Source organism: Dyadobacter sp. HNCC25DJ183 (genome assembly GCF_056895175.1).
This window is the reverse complement of sequence record NZ_JBXHAP010000008.1, coordinates 272,700-293,572: the sequence shown is the minus strand read 5'-3', so window position 1 is coordinate 293,572 and position 20,873 is coordinate 272,700. Positions and strand designations below refer to the sequence as shown.

At 48.9% G+C, this 20,873-nt stretch carries 19 protein-coding genes; 9 read left to right on the top strand and 10 right to left on the bottom strand.

The features are described from left to right. The first annotated feature begins 99 nt into the window (after window positions 1-99). Together AC1XTG_RS21000 and AC1XTG_RS20995 are read left to right on the top strand one after the other, a co-directional pair. The gene (locus AC1XTG_RS21000) at window positions 100-540 is read left to right on the top strand and encodes a rhodanese-like domain-containing protein (RefSeq protein ID WP_484843305.1); all 441 of its coding nucleotides are present in this window, start codon (window positions 100-102) and stop codon (window positions 538-540) included. A 1-nt stretch (window position 541) separates the two neighbouring features. Beyond that, complete coding sequence (locus AC1XTG_RS20995; RefSeq protein WP_484843304.1) at window positions 542-1,066, top strand: TlpA family protein disulfide reductase; 525 nt, start codon at window positions 542-544, stop codon at window positions 1,064-1,066. A gap of 15 nt (window positions 1,067-1,081) precedes the next feature. Here AC1XTG_RS20995 and AC1XTG_RS20990 read toward each other — a convergent pair whose 3' ends face one another. Then, window positions 1,082-1,441 (bottom strand): winged helix-turn-helix transcriptional regulator, encoded by a 360-nt coding sequence (locus AC1XTG_RS20990; RefSeq protein ID WP_484843303.1) that lies wholly within the window; start codon window positions 1,439-1,441, stop codon window positions 1,082-1,084. Window positions 1,442-1,548: 107 nt separating this feature from the next. Between AC1XTG_RS20990 and AC1XTG_RS20985 the strand changes: the two genes are divergently transcribed. After that, a complete protein-coding gene (locus AC1XTG_RS20985; protein ID WP_484843302.1) occupies window positions 1,549-2,466 on the top strand; it encodes a ClpXP adapter SpxH family protein in 918 nt (305 codons plus the stop codon). 52 nt (window positions 2,467-2,518) lie between these two features. Here the strand turns inward: AC1XTG_RS20985 and AC1XTG_RS20980 are convergent, their stop codons facing one another. From AC1XTG_RS20980 to AC1XTG_RS20970, 3 genes are all read right to left on the bottom strand, one after another. Continuing rightward, on the bottom strand, window positions 2,519-2,974 hold the full coding sequence (locus AC1XTG_RS20980; protein ID WP_056283892.1) for a PA2169 family four-helix-bundle protein: 456 nt from the start codon (window positions 2,972-2,974) through the stop codon (window positions 2,519-2,521). 131 nt (window positions 2,975-3,105) lie between these two features. Continuing rightward, on the bottom strand, window positions 3,106-3,504 hold the full coding sequence (locus AC1XTG_RS20975; RefSeq protein ID WP_484843301.1) for a Dabb family protein: 399 nt from the start codon (window positions 3,502-3,504) through the stop codon (window positions 3,106-3,108). A 35-nt stretch (window positions 3,505-3,539) separates the two neighbouring features. Then, window positions 3,540-4,409 carry a 3-keto-disaccharide hydrolase gene (locus AC1XTG_RS20970; protein WP_484843300.1) on the bottom strand — a complete coding sequence of 290 codons (870 nt, stop codon included), beginning with the start codon at window positions 4,407-4,409 and terminating at the stop codon, window positions 3,540-3,542. 116 nt (window positions 4,410-4,525) lie between these two features. Between AC1XTG_RS20970 and AC1XTG_RS20965 the strand changes: the two genes are divergently transcribed. The 4 genes from AC1XTG_RS20965 (at window position 4,526) to AC1XTG_RS20950 (ending at window position 13,192) form a co-directional block, all read left to right on the top strand. Beyond that, window positions 4,526-5,362, top strand: a complete 837-nt coding sequence (locus AC1XTG_RS20965) for a helix-turn-helix domain-containing protein (RefSeq protein ID WP_484843299.1) — start codon at window positions 4,526-4,528, stop codon at window positions 5,360-5,362. Between the two features lie 101 nt (window positions 5,363-5,463). Continuing rightward, window positions 5,464-8,604 carry a SusC/RagA family TonB-linked outer membrane protein gene (locus AC1XTG_RS20960; protein WP_484843298.1) on the top strand — a complete coding sequence of 1,047 codons (3,141 nt, stop codon included), beginning with the start codon at window positions 5,464-5,466 and terminating at the stop codon, window positions 8,602-8,604. 20 nt (window positions 8,605-8,624) lie between these two features. Beyond that, on the top strand, window positions 8,625-10,457 hold the full coding sequence (locus tag AC1XTG_RS20955; RefSeq protein WP_484843297.1) for a RagB/SusD family nutrient uptake outer membrane protein: 1,833 nt from the start codon (window positions 8,625-8,627) through the stop codon (window positions 10,455-10,457). 233 nt (window positions 10,458-10,690) lie between these two features. Beyond that, a complete protein-coding gene (locus AC1XTG_RS20950) occupies window positions 10,691-13,192 on the top strand; it encodes a phosphocholine-specific phospholipase C (RefSeq protein WP_484843296.1) in 2,502 nt (833 codons plus the stop codon). Between the two features lie 40 nt (window positions 13,193-13,232). Here the strand turns inward: AC1XTG_RS20950 and AC1XTG_RS20945 are convergent, their stop codons facing one another. Next, window positions 13,233-14,225 carry a GlxA family transcriptional regulator gene (locus AC1XTG_RS20945; RefSeq protein ID WP_056286320.1) on the bottom strand — a complete coding sequence of 331 codons (993 nt, stop codon included), beginning with the start codon at window positions 14,223-14,225 and terminating at the stop codon, window positions 13,233-13,235. A gap of 142 nt (window positions 14,226-14,367) precedes the next feature. Here AC1XTG_RS20945 and AC1XTG_RS20940 point away from each other — a divergent pair, with 142 nt between their 5' ends. After that, on the top strand, window positions 14,368-14,811 hold the full coding sequence (locus AC1XTG_RS20940; protein WP_056283909.1) for an SRPBCC family protein: 444 nt from the start codon (window positions 14,368-14,370) through the stop codon (window positions 14,809-14,811). A 67-nt stretch (window positions 14,812-14,878) separates the two neighbouring features. On the opposite strand, the gene AC1XTG_RS20935 is transcribed toward AC1XTG_RS20940, so the two are convergent. Beyond that, a complete protein-coding gene (locus AC1XTG_RS20935; protein WP_484843295.1) occupies window positions 14,879-15,376 on the bottom strand; it encodes a GyrI-like domain-containing protein in 498 nt (165 codons plus the stop codon). Window positions 15,377-15,636: 260 nt separating this feature from the next. Between AC1XTG_RS20935 and AC1XTG_RS20930 the strand changes: the two genes are divergently transcribed. Further along, window positions 15,637-16,713, top strand: coding sequence for a calcium:cation antiporter (locus tag AC1XTG_RS20930; protein ID WP_056283915.1), 1,077 nt, complete (start codon window positions 15,637-15,639; stop codon window positions 16,711-16,713). A gap of 1 nt (window position 16,714) precedes the next feature. On the opposite strand, the gene AC1XTG_RS20925 is transcribed toward AC1XTG_RS20930, so the two are convergent. The 4 genes from AC1XTG_RS20925 to AC1XTG_RS20910 all read right to left on the bottom strand — a co-directional run bounded on the left by AC1XTG_RS20925 (window position 16,715) and on the right by AC1XTG_RS20910 (window position 20,770). Then, entirely contained in the window at window positions 16,715-18,793 is a 2,079-nt protein-coding gene (locus tag AC1XTG_RS20925; protein WP_484843410.1) for a CehA/McbA family metallohydrolase, read from the bottom strand. Between the two features lie 185 nt (window positions 18,794-18,978). Next, entirely contained in the window at window positions 18,979-19,917 is a 939-nt protein-coding gene (locus AC1XTG_RS20920; RefSeq protein ID WP_484843294.1) for a YsnF/AvaK domain-containing protein, read from the bottom strand. A 59-nt stretch (window positions 19,918-19,976) separates the two neighbouring features. Beyond that, window positions 19,977-20,408, bottom strand: coding sequence for a YsnF/AvaK domain-containing protein (locus AC1XTG_RS20915; RefSeq protein ID WP_082489177.1), 432 nt, complete (start codon window positions 20,406-20,408; stop codon window positions 19,977-19,979). Next, window positions 20,408-20,770, bottom strand: a complete 363-nt coding sequence (locus tag AC1XTG_RS20910; protein WP_056283926.1) for a YtxH domain-containing protein — start codon at window positions 20,768-20,770, stop codon at window positions 20,408-20,410. Before AC1XTG_RS20910 ends, AC1XTG_RS20915 begins: the two co-directional genes overlap by 1 nt. Window positions 20,771-20,873 lie beyond the last annotated feature (103 nt).

Sequence of the window (20,873 nt, the reverse complement as noted above, 5' to 3'; positions counted from 1 at the left end):
GCGACTTTACATTTAAATGCATCGTGAATGCGGCTTTTGTTCTCAGTGACGTTCTTAGATATAGATCACAAAGACGTATTTTTACCAAAACCTTAAATCATGATGAGAAAAATCAACATAATCGCCAGTCTGATAATTGGCATATTTACATTGAATATCGCGCAGGCGCAGGTTACCAAAGAACCCTGGACAGCAGCCGAACTGAAATCCCCGGAAGACCTTGCAAAGCAGATCAATAATCCCTCTGCCGCTCAGCCGGTTATCATCAATGTGGGCCCGCAGGCAGTTATCAAAGGTTCGCTGGACGCGGGCGCTGCGCACGAGCACGGTAACATCGACCAGCTGAAATCCCTTCTAGCCAAACAGGACAAAAACCGCGAAGTGGTACTTTACTGCGGGTGCTGCCCGTTTGAAAAATGCCCTAATATCCGTCCCGCATTTACTGCATTGAAAGACCAGAACTTCACCAAACCACGCCTGCTGGACATTCCTAAAAACATTAAAACCAACTGGATCGACAAGGGATATCCTGTAAACTGATATGGTTAATCAACTGAGCAGATTCCTGTTAGCCTCGTTTTTGATCCTTGCATTTTCATATCATACAAATGCACAGGGTACCGTGGTGAAAGCAGGGAATGCAGCGCCCGAAATTGCATTGCCGGGGCTGAAAGGTGATACCGTCAGATTATCCTCGCTGCGTGGAAAAGTGGTTTTGATCGACTTCTGGGCAAGCTGGTGCGCACCCTGTGTTCAAGAGCAGCCTGAATTGAAAAAGCTGCATACCCAGTTTGCAAAACAAGGGCAATTTGAGATCCTGGGCGTTTCGCTGGACAGTAAAAGACCGGCCTGGGAAAAGGCGATAGAGCGGCTGGGGATCAGCTGGCCACAGGTAAGTGACCTCAAATTCTGGATGTCGCCTGTGGCAGGTACTTATGAAATCGAAGCGCTTCCATTCAATGTGCTTGTTGACAGATCCGGAAAAATAGTGGCTGTCAACTTACACGGTAAAGCGCTGGAAGAAGCCATTGCATTACAGGTAAAAATGCCTGCTCAAAACCCCTGACAAAATTAAAGCAACTTACCCGGCCAGGTTTTCAAGTTGTTTAAAAATGGGGATAACCGACCTGCCTTTCTCAGAAAGTGTGTATTCAATGTGAAGCGGTTTCTCATTGATAATGGTCTTCCGGATGAGATCCTGTTCTTCCATCTCTTTCAATGCGCTGGCAATCGCCTGTTTGCTGGCACCTTCCAGCTCGCGCAGCAGCGCATTGAAACGAACCGGCTGCTTTAATGCACTGCGAAAAATCTGCGGCTTCCATTTGCCTGACAGCTGTTTGAGTAAACTTTCCGCCGGGCACTGGCTCTGGGCCTCACTTCCATTTTCCATATTCTTGACTGAAACTTTGCTGTTTATCCCGCCTCTTGTGTAAGCTAGCAACAGGATTGGCCAGGTAAAAGTTACAGATTACAGGCAGTCAACTTTTTTTGACTAATTGACCCGCACGCAATACTTGCCGAGATTTGTATTAAAATCAATAATTTGAAATGGAATCAACAACTAATAACCCACTCCTGTGTGATATCGAAACGGGCGTTTGCGAAATGCCCGGCTTATCCACTGATACAAAAACGGGAACCGAAATCCCCGCTTCTGCTCCGGTCAAAATCATCTATTTCACGGATCCGATATGTTCCTCCTGCTGGGGAATTGAGCCGCAGTTGCGAAGGCTTAAACTCGAATATGGGCAGTATATAGAGGTAGAATATCGCATGGGCGGACTGCTGCCCGATTGGAGCTACAACAGTGGCGGCATAAGCAAGCCTTCCGATGTGGCCTCGCATTGGGACGAAGTAAGTCTGCATTACGACATGCCCATCGACGGGGATGTGTGGCTGGAAAATCCGCTGCATTCCTCCTACCCTCCCTCCATTGCATTTAAAGCCGCTCAGTTACAGGATGCTGACAAAGCAGTTTATTTTCTTCGCGAGTTAAGGGAAATGCTGTTCCTCAAAAAACAGAATATCACTAAGTGGGAAAACCTGGCCGCAGCTGCCGCGAAAGTCGGACTGGATACCGTTCAACTGGAGAGTGATTTCAACGGAAAAGCAAACGAATTGTTTAAGGAAGACCTGGCACTGGCTGCGCAGCTGGGAGTGAGAGGGTTCCCTACCCTGTTCTTTGTAAATGCGCAGGGAGATCAGCAGAAAGTTTACGGTACTAAACCATATTCAGTCTACGAAGCAGCTCTGCTGGAACAAATGCCGGCAGCTGCGAAGAAGGAAATTGATACGAAATGGGATAGCCTTTTCGGTAAATACAGCTCGCTGACTGCACGCGAATTCGCCGAACTTTCAAACATTCCCCGCAATGAGGCGGAAGTACAATTGCGCGCACTCACAGGAGAAGGAAAACTGACGGAGCTAGCCACTAAAAATGGCTCCATGTGGACAGTAGTGCCGTAACAACAAAAAGAGCTGCCTTTTCAGGCAGCTCTTCAACTTTTTATTGCTTGGATTATGCCTTAGCAATATCTCTCAACGCTTTGATTTTATCATGAGCAGCATTGATTTCCTGCGCCTGGCTTCTTACAACCTCGATTGCGCTTGCAGGCAGATCTGAACTTGCCAATGCATCCTGGTAAGCTTTCTTGATCGCGTCTTCGCCACGTTCGGCTTCTGACAAAATGCTTGCACGGTCGCTCCCGCCAAACAGGGATTTTACGTCAATCCATGCACGGTGTAAAGTACCGCTTACGCTGTTTCCTGTTTCAACTTCGTCGGCAGCGCCTACGATAGCTGCCAGCTCCTGACCGTTTTTACGGCTTTGCTGTGCGTAGCTTTGAAACACTTCTTTCAAGTCAATATTTTCGTCTTGAATGTCTGCTATTACTTTTTCGAATCCTGCTACGCGGTCGTTATTGATTTCAATCAGATCATTAATTACGCCGGTTGCGTTTCCAACAGTTGCCATAATGTGTTTTTTGTTTGTTTTCGATGATTATACGAATATCGTGCCAGCCAGCATCTCTATCGTACCATCGCAAATCACACATTAACCGCCTAAGCAGCTTGCATTGCTTTCACCAAAACCGGAACAAACAACTAACGCTTTGGCCCGACTGAATCATAAATCACCACTTTCTCCCAAAGGTGCGCGTAGTTATTTCTGAAATCATCGTGGATCGGGTGTTTCTGATAAGCTTCTTCATCTGCCGGACTGTCGAAAAAGCACAGCCAGGAATATGCATAGCTCCGCTCGATCACTTCGCGGTTTGTATCTGCCGGTGTTCCGATGTGAACCAATTTAATGGTCGGGCACTTGGCCAGCTTGTTCAATCCTTCGAGCAGCTTATCCTTATCCGCTGCATTACCCGGATTTTTCAGGTAAAACAACACGTGGTGTACAAACACATTTTTAGGCGCCAGATCCGCGCCGCCGCCAATAACCAGTCCGGCTGAAAGGCTGCTTTTAACAAAATTCCTTCTCGATTGCTGCTTCATTTCAAACTACATTATAGGTGATACCTTATTTATTTTCAGAACAATGCCGCATATTCCTTTGGCATGGCGGTTAGTTCTTTGATGAGAATATCGCGATAAAAAACTTCCGCGGCCTCGCTTTGCAGCTGAATTTTACCACTGATCATCGGAACCTCCTTACCCTCAGGCGTGATATAGCGTGAATTATTGAGCACCATCACCACGTGACCATTGACGATGTGCAGGCTCTTTCCTTCGTAACAGATCAATTCGAGGTTGGTCCATTCTCCGGCGGGGCTTTCGTGGTTAACCGAGCGCATGCAATAATAATCCGAGCCGCTCTTGAAAGTCCCGTACGGCTGCTTGTGATCCGCAACGCGGTTCATTACGCCTTCCGCCGGAAACGAACGGATATCAATGGCAGAGTTGGCCTGGCACCAGAAATCGCCCATATGTCCTTCCATGATCTGAAATTCCTGCGAAAGCATCCAGGTACGCCAGTATTCTGCGCCAGCTTCGCCGGTGGAATGGTACAAAATACCCGAATCCCGCAGCTTGTCCAGTCTCGGTTCATATTTCTTCTCACCCCATTTGACAGCCAGTTTGAGGTGGTAGTTCTTGTATGACTTGCGTGTAAAAAGACAGCCGTAAGTCTCGCCGCTTACCCGCAACACAGGTCTGCCTGATTGTTCCAGCACCGAAAACACGCCTCCTTTGTCTTTGTTATAACCAACGGGAGCAATCGGGTTGCCAGCCTGATCGGTTGGTATTTTTCCATTGTATCCGGGCTTGTGGTTATAGCTCAGGTAATTTTCCCATTGCGTTAGGTCTTTGTCGAGCAACGGTGTCCATTCAGCCGGTTTTTGCATTGAAAACAAAGCTAATGCACCCAGCAAGCAGGAAAGTAGAATAAAATTTTGTTTCATAGGTTTTTTAGATTGCCTTGTTCGTCCAGTTTACAAAAGCAAATTTAGCCTGCGTCAATCGAGCCCTATTGTAAAAATCCATTGTAAATTGGTAGGTTTACGATAATCTCTGTCCCATGAAAAGGTACGTACTTCATACGCCATTCAGTATTTACCATTTCGAAGCTGTGAAATGGGTGCATTCGGTGCATAAGCATACCTATTTCGAGATCATTTTTATACTGAAAGGAAGCGGTACCCACCATATCAACGGGAACGCATTTGAGTATGCCGCAGGTGATGTATTCCTGCTCGGTCCCGAAGATTTCCATCATTTCGAGATCCTGGACCTGACCGAGTTCAGCTTTGTCCGCTTCAACGAATCCATTCACAAGCAACTGCCCGGCGACAAGGACCATCCCTGGCAGCCCATCATCCGCGGGCTGCTGCACACTTCCTCGCAAAGCAGGGGTTCCATTGTGCAGGATAAGCAGGAAAAAGAGAAGCTCCACCAGCTGCTCGCGGTTCTGGAAGCGGAATCAGCCAATGATCAGTCGCAATATTTCGAGGTGATCCGCGACAACCTGATGCGGAGTATGCTGATCATCCTGGCGCGTAACCTGTTCAGCCAGGCACAGAGCAAACCTGTGCAGCAGGATTCCATTGAGGCTATTCTGATGTATATCAAAAAGCACATTTACCAGCCTGAGGAACTCACAATCGAACATCTGGCCCGCACTTTCCATTATGCTCCGGCGTACATCAGTATCTTTTTCAAGAAACATACCGGTGAATCTGTAAAGCAATACATCATCAAACACAGGGTCAAGCTCATAGAAGCCCGCCTGCTTTACAGTTTGATGACACTCAGTGAAATTGCCCACGAATTCGGCTACACCGACGAAAGCCACCTCTGCAAACAATTCAAAAAATACACGGGAACAACCCCGCTCCTGTTCCGGCTACGCGTGTAAGGAGAAATTGAAACAATCGGTTACATACATGTAGGGGGAGAAAAGATTCTATTGCGTCTGGATATATTGATATAATTCATCCTAACTCAACCTATTCTCCTATGAAAAAGAAGAACTACCAGGTACCAATAACAACATTGGTGATTTTGCTGGTGCTATTCTGCTTTATGCCACGCTATGTAATGGCAGTTCCTTCCGCTCCGGCGTTCAATCAACAAACCAATGTGGCCGACAAAGCGGTCAGCGGCAAAGTACTCTCTACCGAAGACAGCTCCCCTATTCCCGGCGTGACCGTGGTTGTAAAGGGCACTACCACGGGAACAACCACGGACGTCGACGGAAAATACCAGCTGACCGTACCTGAAAATGGCGCAGTGCTGGTGTTTTCGGCGGTCGGCTATCTCACTCAGGAAAAAGAAGTGGGCAATGCCAGTGTAATTGATGTGAGCCTGTCAAGCGACCAGAAAACGCTGGACGAAGTAGTTGTGGTCGGTTACGGCGTTCAAAAGAAGCGCGACCTTACGGGAGCGGTTTCGCAGATCAACACCAGCCGGCTCGACAATGAAAACCCCAATTCTGTACAGGATATCCTCCGGGGTAATGTGGCCGGTCTGAATGTCGGTATGTCGCCTTCGGCAAAGGGAGGTGGTAGCCTGCTGGTACGGGGCCGGAACTCTATCAATGCGAGTACCAGTCCGCTGCTCGTGTTGGACGGCGCCATTTACCTGGGCGAGCTCAGCGACATTAATCCCAATGATATCGAGACGATTGACGTACTGAAAGACGCCAGTTCCGCCGCGGTATTTGGTTCCAAGGCTGCAAGCGGGGTTATTTTGATTACTACCAAAAAAGGCAAAGAAGGGAAAACAAGAATTAACATCAACTCCAACGTCGGAATCGGAAATGTTTCCAAAAACCAGCCCGTACTCGGCGCTGATGAATTTATAACCTGGCGTGGTGATGTGATGAAAAATATCAATGCAACCTACCAGCCACATCAGTTTGACAATCCTGCAACGCTGCCAGGCGACGTTAGCCTGGATCAATGGCTCGCTTACGACGGCTCAACCGGCGATCCTACCACGGTTTGGTTGCAGAGACTCGGCATGCAGCCTGTGGAGATTGAAAACTACAAGGCAGGACGCAGTGTCGACTGGTATTCAAAGGTATTTCAAACCGGTCTTCGCCAGGACCATACCGTCAGCTTGTCGGGAAGAAAGGAGGCGATCAACTATTATATGTCGCTGGGTTACCTCAACAATGAGGGGATTATCACAGGCGACAAGTTTTCGACTGTGCGCGGTCGTGTGAATCTCGAAGGCCAGGTGTCCAAGTTTCTTTCTGTCGGGGTGAATGCACAATTTGCCGACCGGGATGAAAGCCAGGTGCCTGTGGATTATGGGCTGGCCCGGATACTATCGCCCTGGGGCTCGGAATTTGATGAAAACGGTAACTATAAATGGCGCCCTAACAACGAAGCGAGCGGAGGTAACCACCCTTATTACGACCGTCAGTTTATAGACCGCTCTCACAAGATCACAACCTTCAACACCACATTGTATGGTCTGATTACGCTTCCGCTTGGCTTCTCGTTCCGCGTTAACTACACCCCACGCTTCGAGTTCTACGACCGTTTCAACCACGAATCAGCCGGACACGCTGAATGGGCCGCAACGGGCGGATCGGGATCCCGTCAGAACCGCAAAACCTTCCAGTGGCAGGTTGATAATATCCTGAAATGGACAAGGACATTCGGCAAACACAATTTTGACTTCACTTTCCTTGCGAATGCTGAAAAATACCAGCGCTGGGATAACACCATGACCAACAAAGGCTTCCTGCCGACGGATGCACTCAGCTACCACGGAATTGGCACGGGCATTAACCCGACGGTATCCAGCAATGATGAATATAGCACCGGCGACGCATTGATGGCCAGGCTGTTCTATTCGTTCAAGGATCGGTATATGATCACCTTGTCTACCCGCCGCGATGGTTACTCTGCTTTCGGACAGGCTAATCCGCGTGCAACCTTTGGATCGGTGGCATTAGGATGGGTATTTACGGATGAGCCTTTCTGGAAAGGTATAAGCTGGCTGAATTACGGTAAACTGCGCGCCACCTGGGGTAGCAATGGAAACCGGGACATCGGCTTGTATTCAGCAGTTTCCGATTTGCAAACGGGCAAATACCTGCACGTTCGTCCGGACGGTACGGTATACCTGGCCAACCAGCTTTATGTAAACCGGATGCAGAATGCCAATCTGAGATGGGAAAGAACTGCTTCCTACAACCTCGGTCTCGACTTCGGTTTATTCAATAATAAGATCGACGGCTCGCTGGAAGTGTACCGCTCCTCCACAACAGACCTGCTCGTGCAACGCGCATTGCCCGATATACTCGGTTTCAGCTCGGTTTGGGACAATCTGGGCGAAGTACAGAACAGAGGTATAGAGGCTACACTTAACTCTGTAAATATGAACCGTGAAAACTTCTCCTGGCGCTCGACACTCACTTTTCAGCTAAACCGGAACAAGATCGCGAGACTGTATGGTGACCTGGACGAAAACGGTCGTGAGAAAGACGACGTGGCCAATAAAAGATTCATCGGCCGGTCGCTGGACGAAATTTGGGATTATAAAATACTGGGCGTTTGGCAGGTCGAGGAAAAAGATGCAGCTGCAAAGTATGGCGTAAAACCGGGTGATTTCAAGCTGGAAGATGTGGACGGCGACGGAAAATTCACCAATGCAGACAAGCAGTTCCAGGGCTGGACAAACCCCCGCTTCCGGTGGACGCTGCGCAATGACTTCAAACTCTTCAAAACGCTGGATCTCGGCATTGCCATTTATTCGTATTGGGGCCACAAGGCGGCTTACAATCAACGCAAAAACCGCGACGGATTCCTGGACAGAACAAGCTCCTATCGCTTCCCTTACTGGACCGAGGAAAACCGCTCAAACGAATGGGCAAGGCTGTATTCAAGCGAGGGCGGCGCGAGTGGCTTCGGTGTGTTCCAGGAGCGTTCATTCATTCGTCTGGACAACATTTCGATGGGTTACTCTCTGCCGAAGAAGATGGTGGAGAAAATCGGAGTGGACAATCTCAAATTCTTTTTCTCTGCGAAGAACCTGGGATACTGGGCACCAAAGTGGGATTTCTGGGATGCAGAACCTAACGATGATAATCAGAACGTACCATCGCCACGCCTGCTGACGCTGGGTGTTGACATTACTTTGTGATAAGCCAAACAGAAATTAAGATGATATTCAGATATAAAAAATTCAGAAATATAGGCGCAGCCAGTTTCGTCATGCTGGGCGCGACTTTACTCAGCTGCGACAAAGCGAGACTGGAACCAAGACCACTTTCATTTTTTGCCCCCGAAAACACCTTCAACGATCCGGAGGGCCTGAAAGCCACGCTGATTGCCTGCGAGCGCAATATGCGCTATGAATGGTTTGGAGACAATCCGCCGATCCTTACAGAAGCCATTTTCTCCGACATTGCTGTGGAAGGAACCACAGACAAATCGGGGCCTGCGCAAAATATGAATCTGCAGATTACACCCGATGCACAGCTGAATGCTATTGATTACAATCGGATCGGCTGGTATTGGTTAGAGGGTTATAAGGGTATCAAGTATGCCAATGTTGCTATCTCCCGCATTAATCAGCCAACTTATAATAGTGAGGAAGAAAAGAATGCATTACTAGGAGCAGCTTATTTCCATCGTGCCTACCGCTACTACCGTTTGACCCATCAATTCGGCGACGTTCCTTTAATTCTGGATGAGGTAGTTGAGCCAAAACTGGACTTTCAGTCTACTAAACGTGAGGTGATCCTTCAAAAAATGAAGGAAGACCTGGAATTTGCTGAAAAGTGGGTGCCGGTCAGCACGGATAAAGGCACGGTAACCAGAGGCGCAGTGAGTCACCTTCTAACCAAAATCAACCTGGCGCTCGGACTTTTTGACGATGCGATCAAGTCTGCGAGCAATGTAATCGACGGTGGGACGCACCGTTTGATGACGAGCCGGTTTGGGGTAAATCAAAGTGACGCAACCCGAAATGTGGTATGGGACCTGCACCGTCCCGAAAACAAATCTCTGAACAATAATACCGAGGCGCTGCTGCTTGTGATTGACAGGCTGCTGATCGATGGTAATTTTGACGGTGGTATCCAGAGCATGCGTAATGCGGTTCCGTTCTGGCATAATAATATCAACACGCCGACAGGAAACCGCGGTACGATCGACAGCTATAACATTGAGATCGACCAGGTAAACAAGTATGGCCGCGGCATTGGCCGGTTAAGGCCAACCTGGTATTCCACGCACGGTATCTGGGATGACAAAAATGACCTGCGCCACGCGCCAGGCAACTGGATGCGCATGCAGGACCTGGTTTACAACAATCCGGCATTAAAAGGCAAAGACGATTATTATGGCAAAAACCTGCAACTCCGCACGGCGGCAGGCGCAGTTTTAACCATCGATACGATCCGCTGCTGGTTTGACTGGCCGCATTATAAACTATACGCACCTGATCCGGAGCGGGTGCAGGCGACGGGCGGCCACACCGACTGGTACGTCTTCCGTCTTGCGGAAACCCATTTATTACGTGCGGAAGCTTACCTCTGGAAAGGGGACCTGGTGAATGCTGCCAAGGATCTGAATGCGGTTCGTCAGCGCGCAGGCGCGGCCCCGCTTGCTGCAGGAAAGATCAACATCGGTACAATCCTGGACGAAAGAGCGAGAGAGCTTTATTATGAAGAGCCCCGCAAGACCGAGCTGACACGTATTGCCTATATTTTCGCACAGACCGGTAAACCTGCGCCAAATGGTAAGACGTACAGTCTGAACAACTTTTCTGACAACAACTTCTTTTACGACTGGGTAATGGCGAAGAGCAACTTTTACAATAAAGGTGTGAAAACGCGGCATGGAGACGAATATACCATGAGCCCGTACCACGTACTCTGGCCCATTCCCTCTCCTACGATACAGGGAAATACAAGGGGTGTTATCAACCAGAATAAAGGGTACGCAGGCTACGAGCGAAACATACCGCCATTGACCAGCATTCCTGAATAGATTATCTCCATTTCTTTCAAAAAAGACGCCTGCTATCGAGGCGTCTTTTTTTTCGCCACCAACATTATAAATCCATTATCCTCACGCTTTGTTTTAAAAGTTTTAACACCTGTTAGAAATCATCAAATCGTAACAGCGACTTAACATTGGGAAATGCGTGCTGCGATAATTTTGCACTTCTTTTTCTCGTCCCACATTCAAAGCGACTAAGCTCAACTACCAATAAGTAACAAATGGATTCACGCAGAGATTTTCTAAAAAAAGCGGCTATGCTGGCTGGTACCGGCACAATGGCGAATATGCTGCCGCCTGTTATTCAGCAGGCGCTCGCTATTGACCCCGAACCCGGAAGTACATTCTACGACGCCGAACATATCGTTTTTTTAATGCTCGAAAACAGGTCCTTCGATCACCAGCTCGGTACATTGCAGGGCGTGCGGGGGTACAATGACCCACGGGCGATTGATCTGCCGAATAAGAACAAGGTGTGGTTCCAGTCCAATAAAGAAGGTGATACCTACGCGCCTTTTCACCTGAATGTGAAGGATACCAAAGTAGCCTGGATGGGATCGGTTCCCCACGGTTGGAGTGACCAGACCGATGCCATGAATGGTGGCAAGTACGATAAATGGCTGGACGTGAAAAAGCCCGGCCGCAAGGAATTCTCCCATATCCCGCTCACCATGGGCTACTGCGACAGGTCCGATTTCCCGTTTTACTACTCGCTGGCGGATGCATTTACAGTATGTGATCATAACTTCTGTTCAAGCATTACGGGGACGCACCCCAACCGGTACTATTGGATGAGCGGAACCGTTCGCGAGAAAAATGAGGCGGAGGGAATGGCGCATTTGTGGAATATCAGCAACTACGTTTATCCTGAACTGACCTGGAAAACTTTCCCCGAAAGACTGGAAGAGATTGGCGTTCCCTGGAAAGTGTACCAGAATGAGATTACAATGGGCTACGGGCTGAAAGGAGAAGAAAGCGCGTGGCTGAGCAACTTCGGCACCAATGTGCTCGAATATTTCAAGCAGTACAATGTGCGGTTCCATGAGGGTGGCATTGCCAATCTCCAAACCAAGAAGGATGCTATTCTGGAAACCATTGGAGAGCTTGAAAAACAGTCAGGCGACGCTAATGCACAGAAGCTGGCAGCTGCCCGGAAAGTACTGGCCAGCATCGAAACCGCCCAGGCGAAATTCAATGCGGATACTTTCAATGCATTATCAGGAAATGAAAAAAGCCTGAATACCAGGGCATTTACAACCAATATCAACGATGCCGACTTTCACGCGCTGGCCTCCATGCAGTATGACGACAATGGAACCGAGCGCACGTTGAGCGTACCCAAAGGCGATGTATTTCACCAGTTCCGCCAGGATGTACAAAACGGTACTTTGCCTGCTGTTTCCTGGCTGATGCCGCCTGCCCATTTTTCTGATCACCCGGGTCAGCCGTGGTTTGGGCCGTGGTATGTGAGCGAGGTAATGGAAATATTGCTGAAAAATCCGGAGGTATGGAAGAAGACCATTTTCGTGCTGACCTATGACGAAAACGACGGCTACTTCGACCACCTGCCACCTTATACAGTACCCAATCCATACAAAGAGAACACCGGCAAGGTATCCGCGAACATAGATCCAAAACTGGATTTTGCCACCAGGACACAGCAGACCAATCCTTCCATGTCAGAAAGCAAGCTGCGCGAAGGATCGATCGGGCTGGGCTACCGCGTGCCGATGATCGTGGCTTCCCCCTGGACGCGGGGCGGGTTTGTCAACTCGGAAGTGTTTGACCATACCTCTTCATTACAGTTTTTGGAAAATTTCGTAGCACGCAAATTCAACAAGAAGATCGTTGACGAGAATATTACGCAATGGAGACGTACCATTTGCGGCGACCTTACTTCGGTGTTCCGCCCCTACAATGGCGAGAAAATTGATAAACCTGAATTTCTGGACAAAAAGCCTTTTATCGAGCGCATTCACCAGGCACAATTCAAGCAGGCGCCCGACAATTTCAAAAAGCTTACGCCGGCAGAAATCCGCGAAATCAGCGAGAACCTGGTAGCTTCTGCATTGTTCCCGACGCAGGAAAAAGGGGTACGGGCTGCATGTGCGCTGCCTTACGAGCTTTACGTAGATAATCATTTTGACAAAGCCACAGGTGAGATCAAAGTGGCTTACAAGGCTGGGAATAGAGTTTTCGGCAAGCAAGCAGCCGGCTCTCCATTCAGAGTGTACGCGATGAACCCCTACCAGAATGAAACGCTGCGCTCCTGGGATTATAGCGTCTCCGCAGGTGATTCACTGGCCGATCAGTACAAGATCAGCGACTTCGAAAATGGCAGTTACCACCTGCGCGTCTACGGACCAAACGGCTTTTTCCGCGAATTTACCGGTGACCAGAATAACCCGTTGTTACAAGTGAATTGTGAATATGAAGCCAGGAATTCCAAACTAACCGGCAATGTGATTATCTCCATTACAAATCAGGATAACAAGGCACAGGCGATCGAGCTGGTTGACAACAGCTATAAAACCGGCAGCAGGAAAAAGACCATCGCGGCCGGCGGCAGTACGCAGTTCACATTCAATTTAGCAAAAAGCTTTAACTGGTACGACCTGAGTGTGAAGGTAAAAGACAGCCAGACCTTTGAAGAACGCTTTGCCGGCAGGGTGGAAACGGGTTCAGTCACTAAAACAGACCCATTAATGGGCGGCGTTGTGTAACTGGCTGTCCAACAAAACGAATATCTCATTGCAAAATGATTCATAGGAAAGATTCAGCGCCTGTTTCCTTGTTGTACCTTGACCGGTACTCCAGTGGTGACAGGCCTGTAATCTTCCTGAACACCTCGCGGAAAGCTTTCATATCCGAATAACCCGATTCATACATTACCTCCTTTACATTCTTGCAGCTGGTCTCGAAAGCCTTTTTTGCAGCCTCCACCCGCACACGCTGTGCATATTCGATCGGCGTGTTTCCGGTAGCTTTGATAAATCTCCGGTCAAAGTTTCTCCTGCCCACGGCATAATTCGAGATAAGCTCGGCAATGGACAGTCTGCTATGCAAATTGTTTTCAATGTAAGCTTGTGCCTCTTTCACGATCTCGTCGTCGTGCGATTTCTGGCCCGCAAAAATGATAAAGGGTGCCTGGGTTTGTCTGTCAATATCGATTTGAAAAACCTTGGAACAGAAGATTGCCGTTTGCCTGTCAAAGTATCTTTCAACGAGGTAAATAATCAGGTTCAGAAATGAATAAGCCCCGCCATTGGTATAGATCCCGTGCTCATTGGTGATCAGCCCGTCCCTTTTTACATCCACCTGCGGGAACATAGCGCGAAACGAATCTGCAAACGCCCAGTGCGTCGAACAGCTTTTTCCACTTAGCAGGCCTGTTTGTGCCAGCAGGAATGCGCCTGTACAAATACTCGCGACCTCGGCGCCCAGCATGTACTGTTCTTTCAGCCATTGAATCAGGTATGCATTCTTTTCTATAGCTTCCCTGAACTGATGGTTTACAGAAGGAATAATCACCAGGTCAGTCTTTTTTACCGCGGACAAATGGGTATGCGGCCGCACTGAAAACAGACCGTCATGAAAGTCCTGCTCGCTGGAAAGTCCTGCCAGCTGGATCTGGTAGCCTTCCCTGTTCTCCTTTTCTTTCCAGAAGTTATTGGCCCTCGTCAATATCTTGTATGCACCAATAATGCTGCTCAGGTTACCCTGGCCGTCGGGAACGAGGATGGTTATTTTTTTCATGTTTTTTGCAGAAAGATATACATACATCTTGTCCAAATCAACCCGCGGGATTGTCCATTTTGCATAGTTGCGATGTTTGGACAAGTCCATACTTTTGAGAAATCAAAGACGGTATAACCTTTAACATCAATCAAAAGCAAATATGGCAGATATCCTACACCGGATCGGGATCAAGGCTCCCATTCAAAATGTTTATCAGGCACTTACTACCAATGCCGGACTGGCAGGCTGGTGGACCACAGATACAAAAGGCGAGGGCGATCAGGTGGGAAGTATCCTTGAATTCAGGTTTGGAGCGGGCGGGTTTGACATGAAAGTAAAGGAACTCGTCGCACCAACCCGCGTCGTTTGGGAGGTAACAGATGGCCCCGCTGAATGGCTCCCGACTATGATCAGTTTTGATCTGAGAGAAGAGGGCGAATACATTATTCTCATCTTCAAACACATGAACTGGCAGGAACCGGTGGAATTCATGCATCATTGCAGCACCAAATGGGCCATATTTCTAATGAGCCTCAAATCACTTCTTGAAACCGGCGAAGGCAGCCCCAATCCCGTTGATGTCAAGATTGACAACTGGAATTGAATGTTCAATATGCAAAGCTGCCCGGCTCAGATCAGATTGGAGCCAGGCAGCTTTGTTTTGCATTGCGTTAATCTGCCAGCTTAAAAACGATCTCGGTCTGCCATTTTTCCGGGTCTGGTTCCAGTTCGGGATCTACGAGGTAAAATTCGGCTCGCCCGCCCCATTGTGTTTTCTCGTTTTCAACCTGCTTTACCTCTATCAGTCCCTGTTCTGCGATCCACTTTTCCAGTGCCACGTGGCCCTGCATCATATCTTTGAAATCGCCGGTATAAACAATGCTGGCGTAATGACCTTCCGGAAAAATGCCCGCGATCACCGCCCCGTCACCTTCCACAGCCTGGCGCACCGGAAAACCTGCCTCGCATTCCAGCATACCTTCTTCATTCATCGATTTATAAAGAAAAAAGTCAACCCCGCTTGCTTCAATGCCCCGCTCCTGCATCCATTGCTTCACTTCGGGAATGAGCGGAGGCAGCACATCAGGTATATCGTACATGTGCACTGTTTTGGCGATAGCCACATAATGCATTGCATTCCGGTGTTCTGATTTTGGTTCTGATAGCATGATCCGTTGCTGATTTGTTGTCATGCAAAGCTAGGTGCTTCCGCAAGGATTTTCGGAGGGCAATCACGTCAGATTAAAGGGCGGATTGAGACATAATCCTTCCGTTTTAAGCAAGTGAATCGCGCTAGCTCAGTTTTTTTGGGGATATGTTCTTACCTTTAGATATCTGTAACGGCGGGTTTATTGTGAATAAAGCTGCACTGAACCGCCCGATCTTCGATAATTAAATAAGAAACCCCACATCTGAACCCCTTTTGCGAATGCGGAAATTAAAAGAATATTGGACTATCATTTTGCCGGCTTTGGCCTGGTTGTTATATCTTGGAAAATCATTTGGATTGGATGGAGCGTTTGATATACTGGTTACATTAGGATTAATGGGCGTCGTCCTGGCGGCGGTACACCATGCAGAGATCATCGCGCTCAGGGTCGGAGAACCCGCCGGTACGCTGGTACTCGCTATTGCCATCACCGTTATAGAAGTAGCCCTGATCGTCTCGCTCATGCTCGCAGGCGGCCCCGATTCGCACATGCTGGCGCGGGATACCGTTTTTGCTGCCATTATGATCATCCTAACCGGTATTATCGGTTTGTGCCTGCTGGTAGGCGGGGTGAGGTTCAAAGAGCAGCATTTCGGCCGGCATGGTACCAATGCAGCGCTCGTTACCTTAACAGCCATTTCCGTCCTTACGCTGATACTCCCCAATTACACCACGAGTATATCCGGTCCGGTTTACAATGTAAGTCAGCTCATCTTTGTCGCCATTATCTCCCTTGTACTGTACGGGACCTTTGTAATGGTGCAAACAGTGCGGCACCGCTCCTACTTTCTACCCGAAGATATAGCTGATGAAATAAGCCCCGAGCTGCACCAGCCGTCCAAAGGTCAGACTGCATTAAGCGTTTTCCTGCTGCTCGTTTGCCTCACTGCCGTAGTATTGCTTGCCAAAACACTTGCACCTATGATCGAAGAGAAAGTAGCGGCTGCTGGTGCACCGGAGTCTGTGGTGGGTGTGATTGTGGCATTGATGATCCTGCTGCCCGAAGGTTTGGCCGCCTATAAAGCTGCCCGCAAAAACAAACTGCAGATAAGCCTGAATCTTGCGCTTGGCTCTGCGCTAGCCAGTATCGGACTGACCATTCCCGCGGTAGCTGTTGTCTCCATTGTGACAGGATTTACAATTACGCTGGGTATTGATATGAAATCAACCGTGCTGCTGGTACTGTCGCTTTTTACGGTCGCGCTTGCATTTACAAATGGCAGGACCACGATCATGCAGGGCGTAGTGCTGCTGGTAATCTTTGCAGTTTACCTGTTCACGACGGTTGTCCCATAATCTATTTATTTGTTCTCAATTTTTCGGATTCGCGCATTGATCTGGTGTAAACATCAAAGCCTGCTTTCACCTGTTTTGATGCGCGCCGGAAAGCGGTCGAGGCTGTTATTGCTGTCAGCCTATTTTGAGTTTGTAAAATGGAAGCGGCCTGCACCGCAACAGCTTCGTCAAATGCATTAAGGCGGCTGATCAGCTGGTCTGCATGCTCTCCCGCATCCGCAATCAACTGCTGCGCGTAGGCGAATGCGCTTGTTCTTTTTGCATCCTTGTCGGCATTAATCCAAACTGCCCCCGAAGAGCCGATTACCTGAGGGTTCCACACGCTCGAAACACGGGAATATGGTTTTGGTATGATCCAGAAAGGATGCTGCGGATCAGGACCTTCGGCTATGGCGACGAAGTAAGTATCCTGTGATGTTACCGGTATAGTCCAGCTTCCCTCCCATTTCACGCCATTCTTTCCTTTGCCGGTAATGCGCGCTCCGTGTGTCTTCTTTCCATTGGCGTATAAAGAAATACGGTCGGCTTTAATCCAGGACGGCCCCAGCACGCGCGCAGAAACCTGCACATCCTGACCCGATAACGGAATAAGCCCGCCCGTTCCATCGCTGCCGTTTACACGTATCTCCGCCATCAACCCAAAACTCACCATCACATGTCCTGCCAGAAAGTTGTCCATTGCTTTGGCTACATCGATCCCGCCGGGCTTTTCATCCTCGCATTGAATATAAGTCCTGCCCTGCCCGACCAGGTAGCGCATTACGTCGTGCGAATCACTTGAACCCACAGGAGTAAGGAAGTAGCCCCTGTTCAAAAGGCCAAACCAATCCTTGTACAGCTGCATGATATCCTTTTGCTGTGCACTCGAATTCATCACTTCCATGGCATTCACGGGCAGCTCCCAGCCGTCAAGATCCTGCCCGGCCTCGGAAATATGCCGCGAAGGGCCAAATGGCTGAAAGTTGTAAAAGACATTCCGGCCGTGGTTGAGGATAACTACCTGCCTGTGGTGAGCCAGTTCCTGCGAGACCGAATTCCAGTCTTTTACGTGATGATCAGCGGGCTTGTCTCCGTCGGCCAGGGGAAATACATTAAAATGGCCCACCTGCGTGGTAAATTCATTCCCGGTCACCGGGGTGAATACGGCGTTCAATCCCATTTGCTGTACCAACGGCCTGGCATTGTATACGACATTATGATCGGTAAAAACAGGCAACTCGATCCCTTCTCCCGCCAGTGTCAACAGCCTTTCCTGTACAGTAGCATCGCCGTGGCCAGAGTTGGTGAGGGTATGAATGTGGGTATCCGAAGAAATCCAGCCTTGCGTGGGCACTTCCCTTTCAATCGTAAATTGCTGATTGGCTACCTCGCCCTTTTTTACTTCTAACAAAACAGAATCCACACCGTACTCAAACCCGCGGCTTGCGTACAGCTTGTATTTGCCCGCAGGTAAAGTGAAGGCGGCCTTTCCATCACCTGTATAAACGCAGCCTGTCCTTACCGCAAGCGGTTGCTGCCCGGGAGCTGCGGCCACAGGTTGAAGCGCCTTCTGAAGTGTGGTTATAGTTATTCTCGCCGGTACCAGCGTCTGCGAGCCTTTTTCCAAAATGCGCACGTTCACCTGCGCCTCTTTCATCAGGCTGCCCGGCTCACTGTCGATCAAGCGGATATCGCCAGTCATCATATCATCCGGGAGTAGGTCCGTTTTGCCAGGTCCATCCCTGTACTGGATCGTGAGTACATTCGCGTCCTCTTTCAATGTATTTGGCGGAATGGACAAGTACCGCACCCGCGCATTCTCATCCTGATCCAGCAGCCCAAGCTCCTGTCCATTCAAACTCACAGCCCACGCAGCCTTTACATCCTCCTGCCTGAGGCTGAGCGTCGCCGGCGATGCATTTGGTTTTGCCTTGAAACTGATCGAAAATTCCTTCTGTGGTGTGCCCTTGAAGGTGTCCCATTCACGTTCAGTCCCTGCCCGCAGGTGGTGCATGCGCGGATCCACTATCAATACCTGGGCTGTTAAGTGTCCGCTTAGCAGGAGCAGTAAAGCAATAAGTTTGGTTTGGATTGAATGCATCACGCAGTTGGACTAAGGGTTAGCAATGGTAAGAAGCCTTAAATGCAAATACGCTATTGTTATATCTATTCGTCAAAAACTATTTATCCAACTGCACAGCCGGGTTATTTCCCGCTGATGATTTTGTACAACAAAAAACAGGCACCGAATGGGCGCCTGTTTCAAATCCTATATGATGCTGAGCATTATAAATCCAGACCGGACCTTCTCATTCTTTCCTCGTCTGTGAGATCTTCTGCCTCTACTTCGGTATTTCGCAAAGTTTCATTGATGATCTCATCACGTTCGTCGACCGTCTTATTCAGACTGACTTCCTCCACAACGCGCGCCTCCTTGTTAACAACAGGAATTTCGGCATATTCTTTCATTTCAATAGTACCCTCACGGAAAGTTTCCAATTCCGACTCCGAGGCAATGCGATCCACAGGAGTTCTGCTGATACTTACCTGCTCCTGGCGCAAACGAATGCTTTCCTGAACAGGACGCTCCACGATGCGGCTTCTCAAACGCACACCGCCTGTTTCAATTTCACGCTTTCCAACCTGCAACTGCTCCTCAATCACCGGCAGTGAGGCACTGCGTTCGTCAGAAACCAGAGAATCACGTGTTCTGCGGTCATCGTCTGGGGTAATGTCGATGGTGCGGTTGTCGTAAGTGTCAACATCACGATCCGCATAAGAAGTGCCTGGCGTGGCATCATAAGCAGTTGTGGGTATTACGGGATCCGTGTAAACCTCCGCAGGCACATTTGCTTCGTCCATTGGGATCATCCGGTTCTCTGCTGCCCCATTCACATCTACCGCGCCGTATTGGTCTAGTATCGCTGCTGCGGCTTCTGCTTCGGCAGCGTCCACAGCGTGTACAGTCACGATCGTGCCGCGCCTTCCCGCTTCCGAGTAGCGCCTTGTTTCTTCTTCGTCCCCATCAAAAAGGTCTCTGAAAAAATTTCCTACACGGTCCATTACATCATCATTATCATTTACTGTGGACGAACTGCTGTCCGACGTGTATGATGCAGTCTTAATATCAACATCCCCGTCAGCGAACCCGTTTGCCAGCAAATAGTTCTGTGCCTCCTGGGCATCACTTTCGTATTCGAATATTCCAACAACTGTCTTAGCCATGATCTCCTTTAATTAAATAGTTTGTTGATGCGCATGTCCCATTAACCCCTTTGATCAGGTTAACCCCTTTGATCAGGATGGTTTCTCGACACACTGATTTGTTCTTTTCGCAGCGTTTCAGAAAAATGCTGCGGCGTTTGCTGCTGCTGTTTCGTGATATGAACCTCTTCCACCAGCATAAGCCGTTTCTCAACCACGAGCACCTCCTTCATAACGGAGATAATCGTTACATCTCCCTCCTGCCGGATCGCAGGCGGAGCGGTATCAACGTAGCGGTTGATCTCTTTTCTTTCCACCAGAAGCTGCTCGCTTGTGATGTGTTCGTCAAACTGTACTTGTTCTTCTACAACTTTCTTGGAAACGGTCACGCTCCCGGTTTCCACCAATTCGGTGGTGACTACCAGCTTTTCCTCAATTACAGGAATGACCTGTGACTGCTCAGCTGGTAGTCCCTGATGGTTACCCTGAAAGTTGTGCTCCGGGGCATTCATCAATAGCGATTTTGAAATTTATCGGCTGTTGTTTTTGCTTCGTCAGCAGCATTGTCGACTGCACCCTTCGCCTTGTCAGCGTAAGTATCAACAGTGCCTCTTGCCTGATCAGCAATTGAATTCAGCTTTTCCTTAGCCAGTTCAGCTGCGTCAGCCGCTTTTGCCTTGGTTTCTTCCCACTGATTTTTCAGATTGTCTTTTTGCTGGTCAGCGAGGTCTTTCAGGTGCTGACGGGTTTCCACGCCTGATTTCGGCGCATAAAGAATTGCAGCTAATGCACCTACGGTAGCACCAATCAGAAAACCTAATGCAAATCCGCCATTAGAATCTTCATCGTGTCCAAAATCAAATTTCGAGCTCATCTTGTATGGTAGTTAGTTGAGCCTCCACAATAACTAAAAATGTGCCAGTACGTGATAAGACTGTTTACGGCATAAATTGCCTGAAATTCCCCTCAAAAGGTGA